The 14,086-nt window shown below is 66.7% G+C and carries 16 protein-coding genes; 14 read left to right on the top strand and 2 right to left on the bottom strand.

Going from position 1 to position 14,086, the window contains the following annotated elements; translation table 11 throughout:
* Positions 1-336 precede the first annotated feature (336 nt).
* Genes ACGFIM_RS19055 through ACGFIM_RS19065 form a run of 3 tightly spaced genes read left to right on the top strand, consistent with a single transcriptional unit; the run spans position 337 to position 3,328 of the window.
* Positions 337-1,206, top strand: coding sequence for a DUF2637 domain-containing protein (locus ACGFIM_RS19055; RefSeq protein WP_393201931.1), 870 nt, complete (start codon positions 337-339; stop codon positions 1,204-1,206).
* Complete coding sequence (locus ACGFIM_RS19060; RefSeq protein WP_378785778.1) at positions 1,203-1,349, top strand: hypothetical protein; 147 nt, start codon at positions 1,203-1,205, stop codon at positions 1,347-1,349. Before ACGFIM_RS19055 ends, ACGFIM_RS19060 begins: the two co-directional genes overlap by 4 nt.
* A complete protein-coding gene (locus ACGFIM_RS19065) occupies positions 1,349-3,328 on the top strand; it encodes a hypothetical protein (RefSeq protein WP_378785777.1) in 1,980 nt (659 codons plus the stop codon). The genes ACGFIM_RS19060 and ACGFIM_RS19065 overlap by 1 nt, the downstream gene beginning before the upstream one ends.
* Positions 3,329-3,824: 496 nt before the next feature.
* On the opposite strand, the gene ACGFIM_RS19070 is transcribed toward ACGFIM_RS19065, so the two are convergent.
* Positions 3,825-4,961 (bottom strand): IS701 family transposase, encoded by a 1,137-nt coding sequence (locus tag ACGFIM_RS19070; RefSeq protein WP_364070935.1) that lies wholly within the window; start codon positions 4,959-4,961, stop codon positions 3,825-3,827.
* A 372-nt stretch (positions 4,962-5,333) separates the two neighbouring features.
* Positions 5,334-5,780: a hypothetical protein gene (locus tag ACGFIM_RS19075; protein WP_378785776.1), complete on the bottom strand. Its 447-nt coding sequence runs from the start codon at positions 5,778-5,780 to the stop codon at positions 5,334-5,336.
* Positions 5,781-5,902: 122 nt separating this feature from the next.
* On the opposite strand from ACGFIM_RS19075, the gene ACGFIM_RS19080 reads away from it, so the two are divergent.
* The 11 genes from ACGFIM_RS19080 to fxlM all read left to right on the top strand — a co-directional run bounded on the left by ACGFIM_RS19080 (position 5,903) and on the right by fxlM (position 14,056).
* Positions 5,903-6,541: an NYN domain-containing protein gene (locus ACGFIM_RS19080; protein WP_378785775.1), complete on the top strand. Its 639-nt coding sequence runs from the start codon at positions 5,903-5,905 to the stop codon at positions 6,539-6,541.
* 216 nt (positions 6,542-6,757) lie between these two features.
* Positions 6,758-7,018 (top strand): hypothetical protein, encoded by a 261-nt coding sequence (locus ACGFIM_RS19085; RefSeq protein WP_378785774.1) that lies wholly within the window; start codon positions 6,758-6,760, stop codon positions 7,016-7,018.
* Complete coding sequence (locus ACGFIM_RS19090) at positions 7,015-7,551, top strand: DUF6879 family protein (RefSeq protein ID WP_378785773.1); 537 nt, start codon at positions 7,015-7,017, stop codon at positions 7,549-7,551. The genes ACGFIM_RS19085 and ACGFIM_RS19090 overlap by 4 nt, the downstream gene beginning before the upstream one ends.
* Before the next feature lie 10 nt (positions 7,552-7,561).
* The gene (locus ACGFIM_RS19095; RefSeq protein WP_393201935.1) at positions 7,562-8,434 is read left to right on the top strand and encodes a helix-turn-helix domain-containing protein; all 873 of its coding nucleotides are present in this window, start codon (positions 7,562-7,564) and stop codon (positions 8,432-8,434) included.
* A 128-nt stretch (positions 8,435-8,562) separates the two neighbouring features.
* Positions 8,563-9,729, top strand: a complete 1,167-nt coding sequence (locus ACGFIM_RS19100; RefSeq protein ID WP_378785771.1) for a hypothetical protein — start codon at positions 8,563-8,565, stop codon at positions 9,727-9,729.
* Positions 9,722-10,327 carry an exonuclease domain-containing protein gene (locus tag ACGFIM_RS19105; protein WP_378785770.1) on the top strand — a complete coding sequence of 202 codons (606 nt, stop codon included), beginning with the start codon at positions 9,722-9,724 and terminating at the stop codon, positions 10,325-10,327. Before ACGFIM_RS19100 ends, ACGFIM_RS19105 begins: the two co-directional genes overlap by 8 nt.
* A gap of 19 nt (positions 10,328-10,346) precedes the next feature.
* Entirely contained in the window at positions 10,347-10,967 is a 621-nt protein-coding gene (gene tmk / locus ACGFIM_RS19110) for a dTMP kinase (protein WP_378785769.1), read from the top strand.
* Positions 10,961-11,848, top strand: a complete 888-nt coding sequence (locus ACGFIM_RS19115; protein WP_378785768.1) for an SAM-dependent methyltransferase — start codon at positions 10,961-10,963, stop codon at positions 11,846-11,848. Before tmk ends, ACGFIM_RS19115 begins: the two co-directional genes overlap by 7 nt.
* Positions 11,849-11,888: 40 nt before the next feature.
* Positions 11,889-12,176 (top strand): hypothetical protein, encoded by a 288-nt coding sequence (locus ACGFIM_RS19120; protein WP_080039348.1) that lies wholly within the window; start codon positions 11,889-11,891, stop codon positions 12,174-12,176.
* A 262-nt stretch (positions 12,177-12,438) separates the two neighbouring features.
* Positions 12,439-12,753, top strand: coding sequence for a hypothetical protein (locus ACGFIM_RS19125; protein ID WP_080039347.1), 315 nt, complete (start codon positions 12,439-12,441; stop codon positions 12,751-12,753).
* A gap of 70 nt (positions 12,754-12,823) precedes the next feature.
* On the top strand, positions 12,824-14,056 hold the full coding sequence (gene fxlM / locus ACGFIM_RS19130) for a methyltransferase, FxLD system (protein WP_378785766.1): 1,233 nt from the start codon (positions 12,824-12,826) through the stop codon (positions 14,054-14,056).
* Positions 14,057-14,086 lie beyond the last annotated feature (30 nt).

Consider the following 14,086-nt stretch of genomic DNA (forward strand, 5'->3'; position numbering starts at 1 on the left):
CGTGGCTGGACATCTCGTGACTGGGGCGGATGTCCAGTCCGGTGCGCAAGCTTTGCGGCCGAGCCGAGCCGTTAACCGCACAGCGCCCGTGGGAGGCGCACGCGGTCAGGCCGTCGCAGTATCGCCACGAAGGTCGTGCCCACGCCGGACAAGATCCAGTGCCACGCGGCTGGCCCGTGTTGAGATCCGCCCCGACGCCTGAGCGATCGTCCGGACGCGTCTCCAGTACCACGTCGTTGGCCCCAAACCCATGCCAGTAAGGCGGCCGGGAGCCGGTGACTGTAACACCGACCCCGGCCTGCGACCCAGCAACCTGACTGAACCAGGAGCCAGGCCATGAGGCCCAACCTTTCCACACCCACCGTCACGACGGAAACGCAACCCATCGACGAGGTTCCGCCGCCCCTCCTTCGACGCTTCGTCTCCAACCTCTTGCTCTCACGCCGTACGCGCCTCGCGCCGGACACTGAAATGCCCATCGACCCTGGCACAGGCCGGCTCGGAGATCGGGTCATCCTCGGCTTCGCGGTGGCCGTCCTGCTGGCGGTCGCCGGCGCGGCGGCGTACGTCTCGTACCACCACTTCTACGCCCTGGCCATCGCCCTGGGGGAGCGGCACGACATGGCCGTCCTCTACCCGGCGATGTCCGACGGCGTGATCGTCATGGCCTCGATCGTGATGGTCTACTGCTCGCGTCGCCGGATGCGTGTGCCAGTCCTGGCGTGGGTCACTCTCGCCCTGGGAGGCGCGGTGACGCTGGCGGCGAACGTGGCGCACGGCTGGTCGGGCGGGCTGGGGTCGCGCCTGGTCAGCGCCCTGGCGCCGCTCGCGTTCGGGGCCGCGTACGAACTGCTGATGTGGATCGTCCGCAACAACCGCCGCCCCTCTCAGGAGACCTCCCCGGACACGCACGTGTGCCAGCCCACCGAGACTGTGATCGAGGTGGAACGTCAGGTGCCAGTGGTGCCTGCCGACCGGTTCGAGGCGGCGCGGCTGGCCTACCTCGACAGCCTCGGTGAAGGCAGGCAGCGCCTCGGCCGTCGCCCGCTGATGAACCGGTGGGGGCTGGAGCAGCGCGAAGCGGAGGAGATCATCGCGGAGGTGGAGCGGGAACGAGCACAGGCCGCCGAAGCGAAAGGGCCGCAGAGGTCGGACGCTCAGGGTGCGGTGCCACCGAGCGACACGTATGAGGAGGACGCGGCGTGAAGGGCATCCTCATCTTCCAGGACCTGTGCCGTCTCGCTGCGTACAGGACCCAGGCCGTAGAGATCGTCACCGAACCGCGCGCCATGTATGCCGAGATTCCTGGATCGCTGGTCACCGGACCGGAGGTGAAGGCGTTCCCGTGATGGAGGACATGCACGACGGCATCACCACCGCCCTCCAGGACGAGACCTCGCCACTCACCTCCATCACCGAACCGAAGCAGACCCCGGACGAGAACGACGTTCTTGAGGGCACCGTCGTCCTGGTCGATCAGCCACATCGGTCTGGCCCTGCCGATCTGCTCGCCGAGCTGGCTGCGCGCCGGCAGGAGCGGTCGGCGCTGGTGCCGGTGTGGCTGAGGTCGCGGGCGGACGCCTTGCAGGTGCTGAGGTGGCAGGCCGAGGACACCGGCTACGTGTTCACCTATCACCTGCTGCGCACACCGAAGTACGCGGCCAAGCTCCTGGCCCGGTCCCCGGCAGGCGTCTGGCGGGCGCTCGCCGGGCTGGTGCGCTGGTTGTTCGATCTGGAAGGCCACCCGGTCCGCCGGGCGGCCGTGGCGAAGGAGCAGGCCGCGGAATACCTGGCGCTCTCCAAGCAGCGCGACAGCCGGGTCAAGGCGCGGCTGCGGACGCTCCTCACCGGCGCCATCGCGCTGCTGCTCGTGGGCACCGTGGTGACGTTGGTAGCACCGGCCTGGGTCCACTGGGCCACCGTCGGTCTCCTCATCGCAGTCCTCGGCGCGGTCGGGTCTCCCGCCGACAAGCCGCTCTTGGACCGGGCAATCGTGCCCACTCACGTGCGCAAGCTCACCAGTGACCAGGTGCTGGACGCGCTCGGCTCACTCGGCATCTCGGCCATCAACCAGGCGCTGGGCAAGAAGGGACGCGGGATCACCTTCCCGGCCCCGATCATGCGTGACGGGCCGGGCTGGCGGGCCGAGGTCGATCTCCCGCTCGGCGTGACGGTGGCGGAGGTACTGGAGAAGCGCGACAAGCTCGCCTCTGGCCTGCGCCGCGCCCTCGGGTGCGTGTGGCCCGAACCGGTGTCCGAGGAGCACCCTGGTCGGCTGGTGCTGTGGGTGGGAGACGTCGAGATGCGCAAGGCCAGGCAGCCGGCCTGGCCGCTGTTGAAGTCTGGGCAGGTCAGCCTGTTCGAGCCGGTCCCGTACGGCAACGACCAGCGCGGCCGGCCGATCTCGATCCTGCTCATGTTCGCCAACGTGCTCATCGGCTCCATGCCGCGCTACGGCAAGACGTTCGCGCTGCGGGTGCTGCTGCTGGCCTGCGCCCTGGACCCGCTGGCCGAGCTGCGGCTGTTCGAGTTGAAGGGCACCGGCGACCTATCGGCGCTGGAGAAGGTGGCCCACCACTACGCCAAGGGCGCCACCGACTCCGCCAAGGCCGCCTGCGTCGCCTCGCTCGCCGAGGTGTACGCCGAGCTGGACCGGCGCGCCGAGGTCATCGACGGCCTGCCCCGCCACCAAGCACCCGAGTTCAAGGTCACACCCGAACTGGCGGCCCGGCGCGATCTCGGCCTGCATCCGATGGTGGTGGCGATCGACGAGTGCCAGGAGCTGTTCACCGACGACGAGTACGGCGAGGAGGCCGCCAAGTACGCCACCGCGATCATCAAGCGCGGCCCGGCCCTCGGCATCATCTTCGATCCTGACCACCCAACGGCCGGACAAGGACAGCCTGCCCAAGGCCATCTCGGCGAACGCGGGCATCCGGATCTGCCTGCGGGTGATGGGCTGGCAGGAGAACGACATGATCCTTGGCACCGGCATGCACCAGGCCGGGGTCAAGGCCACCATGTTCACCCTCAACGACAAGGGCATCTCCTGGGCCGTCGGCATCGCCGAGGACCCGCTCATCGTCCGCTCCGCCTACCTGGACGGCCCCACCTCCGAGCTGATCGCCGAGCGAGCCCTTCACCTCCGCCAGGCGGCCGGAACACTGTCCGGGCAGGCGATCGGCCAGGAAGGGCCGCAGCGGGTCTCCTACGACCTGCTTCCCGACATCCTGACCGTGACTACAGCCAAGGAAGAAAAGATCTGGAACAGCATCGTCGTGGACCGGCTGGCCGACTTCCGGCCGGACGCCTACGGCCAGTGGGCTGACCTGGAGGACGACGCCAAGACCGCCACACTGACCGCCCGCTTGAAGGAGTACGGGGTTCGCACGGAGGACACGTGGGGCCGCGACTCCGCCGGTAAGGGCCGCAACCGCAAGGGTTTTATTCGCACCGACGTGGTCGGGGCACTAGGCAGGCGAAAATCTAGCCAAGCTTGAGCCTCATCATGATGAACGCCCTTGGAGTCGCTTCCGAGGGCGTTCGCAGGAGGCCGCTAGAACGCTAGGTACCAGGTCACTGTGGGCGTGATCCGCGAGCGGACCCGCTAGGCCTAGTACTCCAGCCGCATTTAGTGATCGATGATTCGTCGCTGTCGCTGGTAATGGCAGCGGCGGGCGCGGGCTTGATGCCGACGTCGCCACTGTGACCAGCGGATTCGATGACTGGCAGGGTGCCGGGGCTGGGCAAGATGAGCATGCAGACGCCGGATCTCGTTGACGGTAAGCGGGATCAGCTCGCCGGAATCGTCACCGTTCGCACCCTCAAGCTGTGATCGTCCCTGTCGGCAGGGCCCCCTGTGTGGCCAGGCCCGAGAAAGCCTCGCCCTGCTGAGCGCCCGTTGCGCCGGGTGGGCCGGCGGCGAGGAAAGCCAGGTGAGCGTGAGCGACCATGGCCAACGTGACGTGCCGATACCAGGCCAGGTGCTTGCGGACCTGGTAATGGTCCAGGCCGACCTCGTTCTTGGTGGCCTGGAAGCATTCCTCCACGCTCCACCGCGATCCCGCCACTCGCACCAGCTCCGGCAGCGCGACCGGGCCGGTGGCCCAGCAGGTGTAGAACGCCAGCTCGCCGGAATCAGTGATGGAGCGGCGGGCCAGCAGCCACTCGGCCGGGCCGAGCGGGATCCACGCCCAGTCGTAGTAGCGGTGGCCCTTGGCACCCTGGCCGCAGGAGTAACGCTGCCACGCCTGCTCCTCCAGCGCGGCGAAGACCTCATCGGCACGCATCTTCCGGCCGGCCAGCACGATCGGGTGGTCACAGGAGACAGCGAACACGTAGCTCAAACCCCGGCTGCGGCACCGCTCACGCAACACGGGGTTGTCGCCGTAGCCCTCATCCGCGGTGAGCCAGGCGAAGGTGAGCAGCGGATCGTCGGCGGCCCGCTCGATCATCCTCCAGGCCAGCTCCGGTTTGGTCGCGAACTCCACCTGCTCCGGGATGCCGGCGTCGGTGCGCCGCTCGGGTGCGGTGAACCAGGAAGCGGGCAGATACAGTTCCCGGTCGATCAGCACCCGTTGCCGGCCGGGGTGCAGGTAGGAGGCGAACACTCCGACCTGACAGTTGGTGATCTTTCCGGCCGTGCCGGTGTACTGGCGCTGCACCCCGGCCGAGCGGCGGCCCTTCTTCTCGAACCCGGTGTCGTCGACCACCAGCACCCCGTCCAGGCACCCGAGCCGCTCGGCGACCTGGGCCCGCAGTGCATCCCGGACCGCATCGACGTCCCAGCGGGCGTGGTTGAGCAGTCGTTGCATCCCGTCGGGTGTCGCGTCTCCGGCGAACTCGGCCAGGGACCAGCCGTTCTTGCGTTCCAGCGAACTCAGCAGGCCCAGCAGGTAACCACGCGCTCTGATCCGCGGCTCACGCCGGCCGAAGAACGGTGCCACTACCTGCGCGAACAGGTCATCGAACGCATCGGCCCATACACGCGGGTCGATTTCGGCTACCGTGGCTGCCACGGCCACCGCCGATCATCTGGATTCCACACACCCACATGATCACTGCGGTGGCCGTCTCACGTCTCAGCCTCGACCAGATCGAGATCTCGAAGTGCGGCTGGAGTACTAGCGGCATATCCGCTAGCAGACCATTCGCCGTCGAATCCTCATTCGGCAGAACGACATTCAGTGGTTTGCGTTCCGGCGCTCTGGAACGTGCGCCTCCATGCATCTGACAAGAACGGGTGTGGCGATCGTCACGACTGCAAACTCGCCACTTCATCACAGGTTCAGTGAAACAGCATGGTCACTGCTAGATACAAGCCAAGCCGCATTTCAAGCGGGTGGCCTGTTGCCGATACTCCAAGCAACTATTGAACTCAGCTTAACTTTCCAGGGCATGGGCCCCTGTTCGCCAGCGCCAGCGGTGAAATATCCATCTTTTATATACAAATAATGTTCGGTATGATCAATCATTTCTCCTTCTGATGTGAGGTGGCCTGTGGTGCCGAACAGTCCCTTAAGAATTGCGTGCGCGGACGCGCCTGCCTCGCCAGCCTCTGCAATGCTGGCAAACCACTCACTGTGCCACTGGGCGGAGCTGACGAGGAGGCCGCGAAGCAGACCTCCCGGCATCACCAACAGAACACCTATCGACCCCTGCGTGACATTAACTACCGCTTCCAGGCTTATTAGGGTAGAATCGCCCCCGCTCCTGCCTCGCGGCATCGGGAAGTCCTGGCTTTCGTTGCTCCACAGGTCCTTTTCTGGCTGGTCTGTCATGGAATCTCCTCTTCCCTAGAGGCGTAGCATACGGCAAAGGATGATTGAGATGAAACCGTCAATAGTCGGCTTGGTGGATGCCGGCTTCCTCGTCAAATCGGCATCCATGGCTCAAGGTTTCCGTGGGTGAAGTGCACATCGAGGGCGAGGAATTGGTGTCATGGTTTTCGATGTCCGCCGCCCGTATGGGCTGTGGCCTCTTGCGCTGCTATTGGTACGACGGCGTGTACCCAGAGGGCGCGCCGCTTCGACACCGTCAGCGTGCCGAGCTAGATAAGCTTGAGGAGTGCCCGGGAATACAGCTCAGGCTCGGCCACTTGCAGGCCGTGCCCTTTGAACATAAAGAGCAACTGAGATCCGCCGCGCGCGCGGCCGAGGTCGACTATAGCCATCTCATGAGCCATTTCAAGCTTGAGACTCGGTACGCTCAAAAAGGCGTAGATACGCTAATGGTCCTCGACATGCTTCGTTTCGTTCAGCAAGGAATGACCAAAAGAATTATCCTTGTCGCTGGAGATCGAGACCTTGCGGAGGTGGTGCGAGAAGTGCAAAACATGGGTGCAACTGTACTTCTTGCCTACCCAAAAGGCGCGCCAGTGGCCGGGGAGCTCGCTAGCTTGGCGGATGAGAGGATTGTCTGGAGCGCAGATGTTTTAGGCCGCCTTACTACGCGTCGCAACGATCGACTGGCAGAGCTAATTGCTAAGGTCCACAATGAAACTAAATTGCTTGCCGATGGAGCTCAAACTCCCGAGCTCTAGGATGATCCCCGGTTGGCCAGTCTACGTACGGTAGTGGCATCTGGACGCCGCCTCGGCTCACACGATGTGTGCATGGCGTCAGATGGGTCGGTGAGCGCCGCCATCCCAGTAGAGCCGCACCAGTGGGATCGATCATGCATGGAGGGTTGACGGACGCACCCCAGCAGTGTCTTCTCATGGAGAAACTTCCCGAAAGCTTCTCGAAGGAGTGGCACGATGAGGGTCAAGTATCTGGGATCAGGGTCTGGAGAGGGCGGCTCCCCGACGCTCTTCGCCACCGATCGGGGCACCATCCTCGTCCAGGGCTACATCGTCACCGACCCTCAGGCCCTCTCCGACATCGGTGAGATCCCGGACGGCGAGACGGTGGTGGAGATCACGCGGGACATCCTCCGGTTCGCGGATGAGCCGCTGACCACCGACCCTCGGAACAACCGTCAGCGCGCCACCTCCACAGAAGGCCAGGAGGCGCTTTGACCCTGATCAGCGGGCCGGCGTTCGTGGATCTCTTCCGTACGTTTGCTCACACCGCCCGCAGGCTGGAGACCCGAGAGCGGTACGACTCGCCCAGTGAACGCGAACCGTTGCGCCGCTTCCTGGAGGGTGAGCCGGAAGACCTGGCCTGGTTCCAGAACTGGCTGGGCATCGTCGGCAAGGCAACCGAGGAAGGCAAGATCTTCCAGCGCGTCCGGGTCGTCTCGCTCCCGCTCAGCGACTACAGCAGGTTCGGGCTCGACCTCTCACGCCACACCGTGGCGGCCGGCGAGGACATCCGGTACCTCGACCGCAGTCAGGCCGCCGGCCTTCCTGAGCGGGACTTCTGGGTGTTCGACTCGTCCCGGGTCGCGCTGCTGCACTTCACGGACGACGACCAGCTGCTCGGCGCGGAGATCATCACCGATCCCGCAGTGGTCGTGGAGTGCGCCGCCGCGCTGGACGACGCCGTTCACCGTTCCCTCTCACGCGAAGAGTTCGTGGCACGACTGCCGGATGACTACAAGATCAGGTAAGAATCGGGGCGTGACCAGCGTCCATCAGGCCCGGCAAGCACTTGGGGCCAGGCTCCGCGAGCTGCGGAACGCCGCCGGCTTGACCGGCCGTCAGCTCGCGGAGCTACTCGCATGGCCGCACTCGAAGGTGTCGAAGCTGGAGACCGGCAGGCAGACGCCCAGCGACGCCGACATCGGTTCGTGGGCCGAGGCGACCGGCGCTACCGAGGAAGAGCGGCTCGCCTTACTGGCCTCGCTCCATACCCTCGAATCGCGTCACGCCGAGTGGCAGCGTGTCCTGCGGGGAGGCATGAGCCACCACCAGAACGAGTGGGGCGATGCCGAACGGCGTGCCGGCCTGCTGCGTGTCTTCGAGCCGGTCTACGTCCCCGGGCTGCTGCAGACGGCGGAGTATGCCCGTGCGCGCATGGCCGAAGCGATCGCCATGCACAATCTGCCGAACGACATCGAGGAAGCCATGCAGGCGCGCATGACGCGCCAGCAGATCCTTTACGACCCGGGCAAACGCTTCCAGTTCGTGGTCACGGAGGCCGCTCTGAGGTATCGGCTGTGCGCGCCCGAAGTGATGGTGCCGCAGCTCGACCGGCTGGTGGCCGCTTCGACCCTGCCGAACGTCCGGCTCGGCGTCATCGGCTTCGGCACCACCTATGTGACGGCCCCCAAGCATGGGTTCTGGATCTTCGACAACGACCTCGTCATGGTCGAGACGTTCACCGCCGAGCTCCATCTCGCCCAGCCGCCGGAGATCGAGCAGTACGCCCGGGTGTTCCGCTCTCTGGCCGGGATGGCGTCCTACGGACAAGCCGCCAGGGCCCTGATCACGAACGTCATGGAGGACCTGTCGCGGTTGTTGCTGGCCGACGAAACCGAGCCCGAGGAGTAGCGCCAAGTTTCTCGGCTTCTTGGATTCGGAGGGAGTTGCTGAAACTCCGAGAAACTTGCTAGGCCCTCTCGTCAGCCTCATGCCACGCTCACGGCGACACCTCAGCCCGTACCCGTGGGAGGCAGCTCATGAGCGCACGTTACGTCCCTCTGCTGCCTGCCGAGGCCGTGGCGGCGCTGCCCGAGCGCGCCCGTGACGTCGTCGAATACCGCAAGTCCGGGTTGTCCCTCAACCACATCCAGGGCTGCCCGCTCGGCTGCGCGTACTGCATCCGCCACACCTACGGGCTCTGGGACGCCCGTCTGCCGCAGGCCCTCATGAGCGACGCCGAGGCGGTCGAACAGCTCGTCAGCCATCGGTACTTCCGGCCGCACGACACCCCGCTGCAGGTCTTCAACCGGGCCACCGACCCGTTCCTGCCGGGCGTCCGCGAGCATCTGTTCGCCGTCCTGGAGGACCTCGACAGCCGCGAACTCACCAACCACGTGCTCGTGATCACCCGTGCTCGCATGAACGTCGGCGATTGCGAGCGGCTGAACGCGCTACGGCACCTGAAGGTGACGCTGCTGTTCACGTACTCGGGGATCGGCGACAAGAGGATCGAGCCGCACCCCGCGCAGACCGTCGTGAACTCCATGCGGCTCGCCACGACCCACGCCGCGCGCCGGTACCGGACGATCTTCTACTGGCGGCCCTTGGTGCCCGGACTGAACGACACCACCGCTCATCTGGCGCGGGCCGCGGTTCTGTCCGGATGGGCCGATGCCACGGTGTTCACCGGCCTGTTCTACCGGGACGAGATCGCGGACTACTACCGCGCCAACGGCCTGCCCGAGCCCTACCAGGAGACCGCCCGCCGCAAGATCGTCCCTGAGACGCTGGAAAGACGCATCCTCGCGCGCTTCGAGCGCCGGCCGTCCGGCGCGCCGCCGTTGTTCAGGAAGACCTCGTGCGCTGTCTCGTACGTCCACGGCCTGCCGGACTACAACGGCCACTACGGCATCAACGAGCTCTGCGACATCTGTCCGGCCGCGCAACTGGACAAGTGTGCCCGAGCGCACCAGGTCCCCACCGCGCCCCAGCTCCACGAGGCCGCCGCCTGCCTGCCCGAAGCGGCCCACATGCACGTCACCGAAGTCACAGAACGGGCGGCCCACGTGGAGGGCCTCCCGTCCGAGCAGCCGCGGTACTACCTCCAGCACCGGCTCGCCTTCCAGATCCATGACGCCGCCCACCCGCATCACCAGCGGCGACACGGCCGAGCCGACCTCGGATGGGAGAGCGCGAATGGCTGACCAGAACGCCCCATGGACAGCGTTCCGCTACGCCGTCGCGGACATCGAGGGTAACGGGCAGCGCCCTCCCGACCTGGTGGAGCTGGCCATCGTGCTGATCGACGACGGCGTCATCGGAGCTCCACTGACCTGGCTGGTCAAGCCACCCAGCCCCATCACTCCGCTGGCCCGCCGCATTCACGGCATCTCCAACGAGCAGGTGGCCTCCGCTCCGCCGGCCGCCGAATATGCCGCGGAGATCGGCGCCATCCTGGAGGACACCATCTTCGTGGCGCACAACGCCCACGTGGACCTCGGCGTGCTGACGCGGGAACTGCGCGGCTTCCAGCCCGCCATCGTCATCGACACGCTGAAGCTGGCCCGGCACAGGTTGCCCGGCCGGTCCTCGTACAAGCTGAGCTTGCTCGCCGAGGAGCTCAAGCTCGCCACGGACATGCCCGCCGGCTCGAAGCCGCACCGCGCGGCCTACGACGCTCTCGCCTGTGCCCGCCTGCTCGCTCATCTCGCTGACGGTGCGGAGCTGACCGACCTCCTGAACGACGCGAAGACGACCTCTTGCGAAGGACCGACCGATGACGCAGCTCCGACCCTTTTCTGACCATCGACGCGGCTTGTTCGTGAGCATCGACGGGCCCTCGGGCGCCGGTAAGTCGACCATCGTCGCCCACCTCTCCCAGCTTCTGGTGGCCGACGGCGAGCACGTTCACACCACCGCCGAACCGTCCAACGGCGTGCTCGGGAAGATCGCCCGCGAGATGACCGAGACCATCACCGGCCCCGCGCTGGCCTGTCTCTACGCCGCCGACCGCTACCACCACCTCGAAACCGAGATCCAGCCCCACCTGGACGCCGGCGAGGTCGTCCTCTGCGACAGGTACGTGCCTTCGGCCCTGGTCATGCAGCGGTTCGACGGAGTGGACCCGGTCTTCCTGTGGAGCCTGAACTCCCTTGCCGAACGCCCGGACTTAGCGGTGGTCCTGGAAGGCCCGCCCGAGCTGATCGCCGCACGGCTGGCGGAGCGAGGAGCGCACAACCGGTTCCAACTGACTCCCCGATCCAGCCATGCTGAGGCGCACTTCTACCGGCAGGCGTGTGACCGGCTCATCCAGGCCGGATACGACGTCCTACGCGTCGATGTCGGCACGGATGCCCACCAGATCGCCGTCACGATCAGGAACAGGCTCAGGGCGTTCTTCGCCGTATCGGACGATCAACCGCCGAAGACGGCCGCATGGTGACCATCTCCCCCTCTTCCCCGGAAACAGGCGAGATCCTCATGACCGACACCCCTCTCACGCCGCCACCCGGTGACAGCTTCAACCCGGCCGAGGCCGTGCCCGCCCGTACCTACGCCGCGCTGCGCGGAGCGGGCAAGGAGGCGTTCGCCCGTGACCGCGAAGCCGTGGACGAGCTCCGAAGGACGATCCACGAGAAGGTCGACGAGGTGGCCCAGGAGAACGCCGCCGCGTTGGTCCGGGTTGTCCGCCATCTCGCGGGCCGGGGCTACACCCAGTTCGCCGACTTGGGATGCGGCAAGCCCGTTCAAGGCATGGACGCTCTCGGCTTGCCGGACCTGTACGACGTCGCCGCCGGCGTGAATCCTGACGTGCGCTGGCTCGCCCTGGACTCCGACCAACTGGTTGTCACCACCTGCCGGGCACTACTGCGCGGACCCGGTATCAGCGTGGTGCAGCAGGACCTGCGTCAGAGCGCCAAGGTGCTCGACGCCATGGGCTCGCATCTCTGGCTGAGCAAGCCCGTCGTGGTCATCCTGGGCGCGGTGCTGCACTTCCTGACCGACGAAGAGTGCACCGACCTCAGGTTCGCCTTGCGCGCCCGTCTCGCGCCCCGGAGCCTGGTCGTCCTGACGCACGTGACCGGGGACGGCTTGGATCCGGCCAACGTCGAGCGAGGCCGAGCGGCCTACGAGAAGCTGCACGGCGGCGTCCCGATCTACGTTCGCAGCGAGTCCCAGGTCATGGGTCTCGTGCGGGACTTCTCCGTTCGGGACCCAGGCGTGGTCCGGACGATCGACTTCATGCCGGAGGAGGGCGGACGTGCTCCTCTGCGCGATGCCCCGCACTTCCTCATGGTGATGGCGGAACGCAAGGACAAATGACGGCAATATCCGGCACCACCCTGTACGGCAGGAGGATTCCATGTTGACCGGCAAGGCCGAACCCGCCGCGGAAGCAGCGAGGAGGCAGGTGGCGGAACTGCAGCGCCGTGCCCGGGGCTGGTTCTACCTCATGTACTCCCCTTACTGGCGCCGCCACATCGCCATTTACATGGGCGAATGCGATCACGGCATCATCCTCCAAGCGAACAGTCCGGACGAGCTCTGGCACCTCATGAACGGCGTGGCGCCGCCTGGCTGGCAGACAGAAGGGCTACCACACCTTTCTAGGAGAAGCGTGCTTCCCAGCCCTCAGAGGGGGCGCGGGTGATGAAACGAGACGTGGCCGAGCAGGCCGTCGGGGGTGTTAGGCCGCGTCTTGGCGCGGCCGGTCCAGGGCTACTCACGCCTGACCGACCGCGCACTCCGGCGCGGGTTTCGATAGAGCACGGTTGGAACCCGCGCCGCCTACAACTCGCAGTCCCACGGTGGAGCCCCTGGCCGCCGGGGGCTGCGAGCCCCAACTCTCAACCGCCATCGTTACTGCCCCTCCACGGTCCAAGACAGTCAGGCCAGGGCGGAGAGAGCAGACGATGGCGAATGCCGACCGACGGGAGTTGGTTGAAGACGACCCCGCGTTCACGTGGGAGCCGTACAGGCCGAGCGGGGTGCTCCGGGTCACGCACACCTCGTGTTGCGGCATGTACGAGTTCGCCTCCGGGGGCGGCACCTTCTTCGTCCTGCGCCACGTCGGTGGTGCCCGCTACGAGGAGACCGGCAGAGGCCGCTACCCCATCGCCCTCGCCGCCTACATCGCCCTGGTCAAACAGCATCATGCCGACCATCGCGGCCGAGGGGAACGCCCGGAGCCGGACACCTACCTCGCGCGAGAGGGACGGCGCGGCTAATCCCGCGGCGATCCCACAACCACCACGATCGACCAGTTGCCCATCACGACCACGAAGAGGGGATTAACCCGTGACCACCGACAACGACGCCCAGAAGGCCGCCACGCTGCGCAACGACATGGCGACCGCCGTGGCCGCCACCTGCGCCGAATGGGGCTTCCCGCTCCCGGTGCGGGTCGAGGCCGCGCTCCGTACGGCTCCCCGCCACCTCTTCGCCCCCGAAGTGTCGCTGGAGGCCGCCTACGCGGTGGAGCCCGTGGAGGTGAAGCGCGACGAGCACGGCGTGCTCATCTCCACCATGTCTTCGCCCGACATCCAGGCCATGCAGCTCGTCCAGGCCGACATCCAGCCGGGGATGCGCGTGCTGGAGGTCGGATCAGGGGGATACTTCGCGTCGCTGCTGGCGGAACTGGTGGGACCCACCGGCCACGTCACGACCATGGACATCGATCCCGTGGTGACCAGCCGGGCCGCCACCTGCCTGATCGCCGCCAGGTACCCAGGCGTGCAGGTCGTGACCGGCGACGCCGAGTACGGCTGGAAGGCCAATGCCCCGTACGACCGCATCATGATCACGGTGGGGGCGTGGGACGTGCCACCGGCGTGGCGCGACCAACTCGCCGACGGCGGCAGGATCGTGCTCCCGTTGCGGATGAAGGGCGTCAGCCGCTCGCTGGCCCTCCAGCGCACGAACGACCACCTCGCCGCCCTCTCGGCGGGAATCTGCGGCTTCGTCCCCATGCAGGGCGCCAGCCGGCACGACGAGCACCTGTGGCTGCTCAACGGCGAGAAGGTCGGCCTGAGGTTCGACGACGGCAACCTGTCCGACCCGAGCAGGCTCGACGGCGTGCTGGCCGGCGAACCAACTGCGGACTGGTCCGGGGTGACCGTGGCCCGGTCCGAGCCACTCGGCGACCTGCCCCTTTGGCTGGCCACAACGCTGCCCGGCTTCTGCAACCTCACCGTGGCGGCATCCGGCGACGAGGAGCCCGGCATCGCGGTCGAGCGGGGCGGGCGATGGTTCCCCTACGCGACGGTCGAGGACGACTCCTTCGCCTACCTGTCCGTGCGGCCGGCGGGCAAGAGCCACGTCGAGCTGGGCGCGCACGGCTACGGACCCCACGGCGGTGAAGTCGCCCAGGCCATCGTCGAGCAGGTCCGCGTCTGGAACCGCGACCACCGCGGCCATCCCGGCCCGGAGTTCTCGGTCTGGCCGAACGGCCGCCCCGCCGGGATGCCGCCCACGACCTTGGTCATCCCCAAGCAGCACACGCACGTCGCGATCTCCTGGCCGGAGGCGTAACACCGCACCTCTGCCCAGGTGGGTAACCGA

Source organism: Nonomuraea sp. NPDC049309 (assembly GCF_043196965.1).
Taxonomy (GTDB): Bacteria; Actinomycetota; Actinomycetes; order Streptosporangiales; family Streptosporangiaceae; genus Nonomuraea; species Nonomuraea fastidiosa.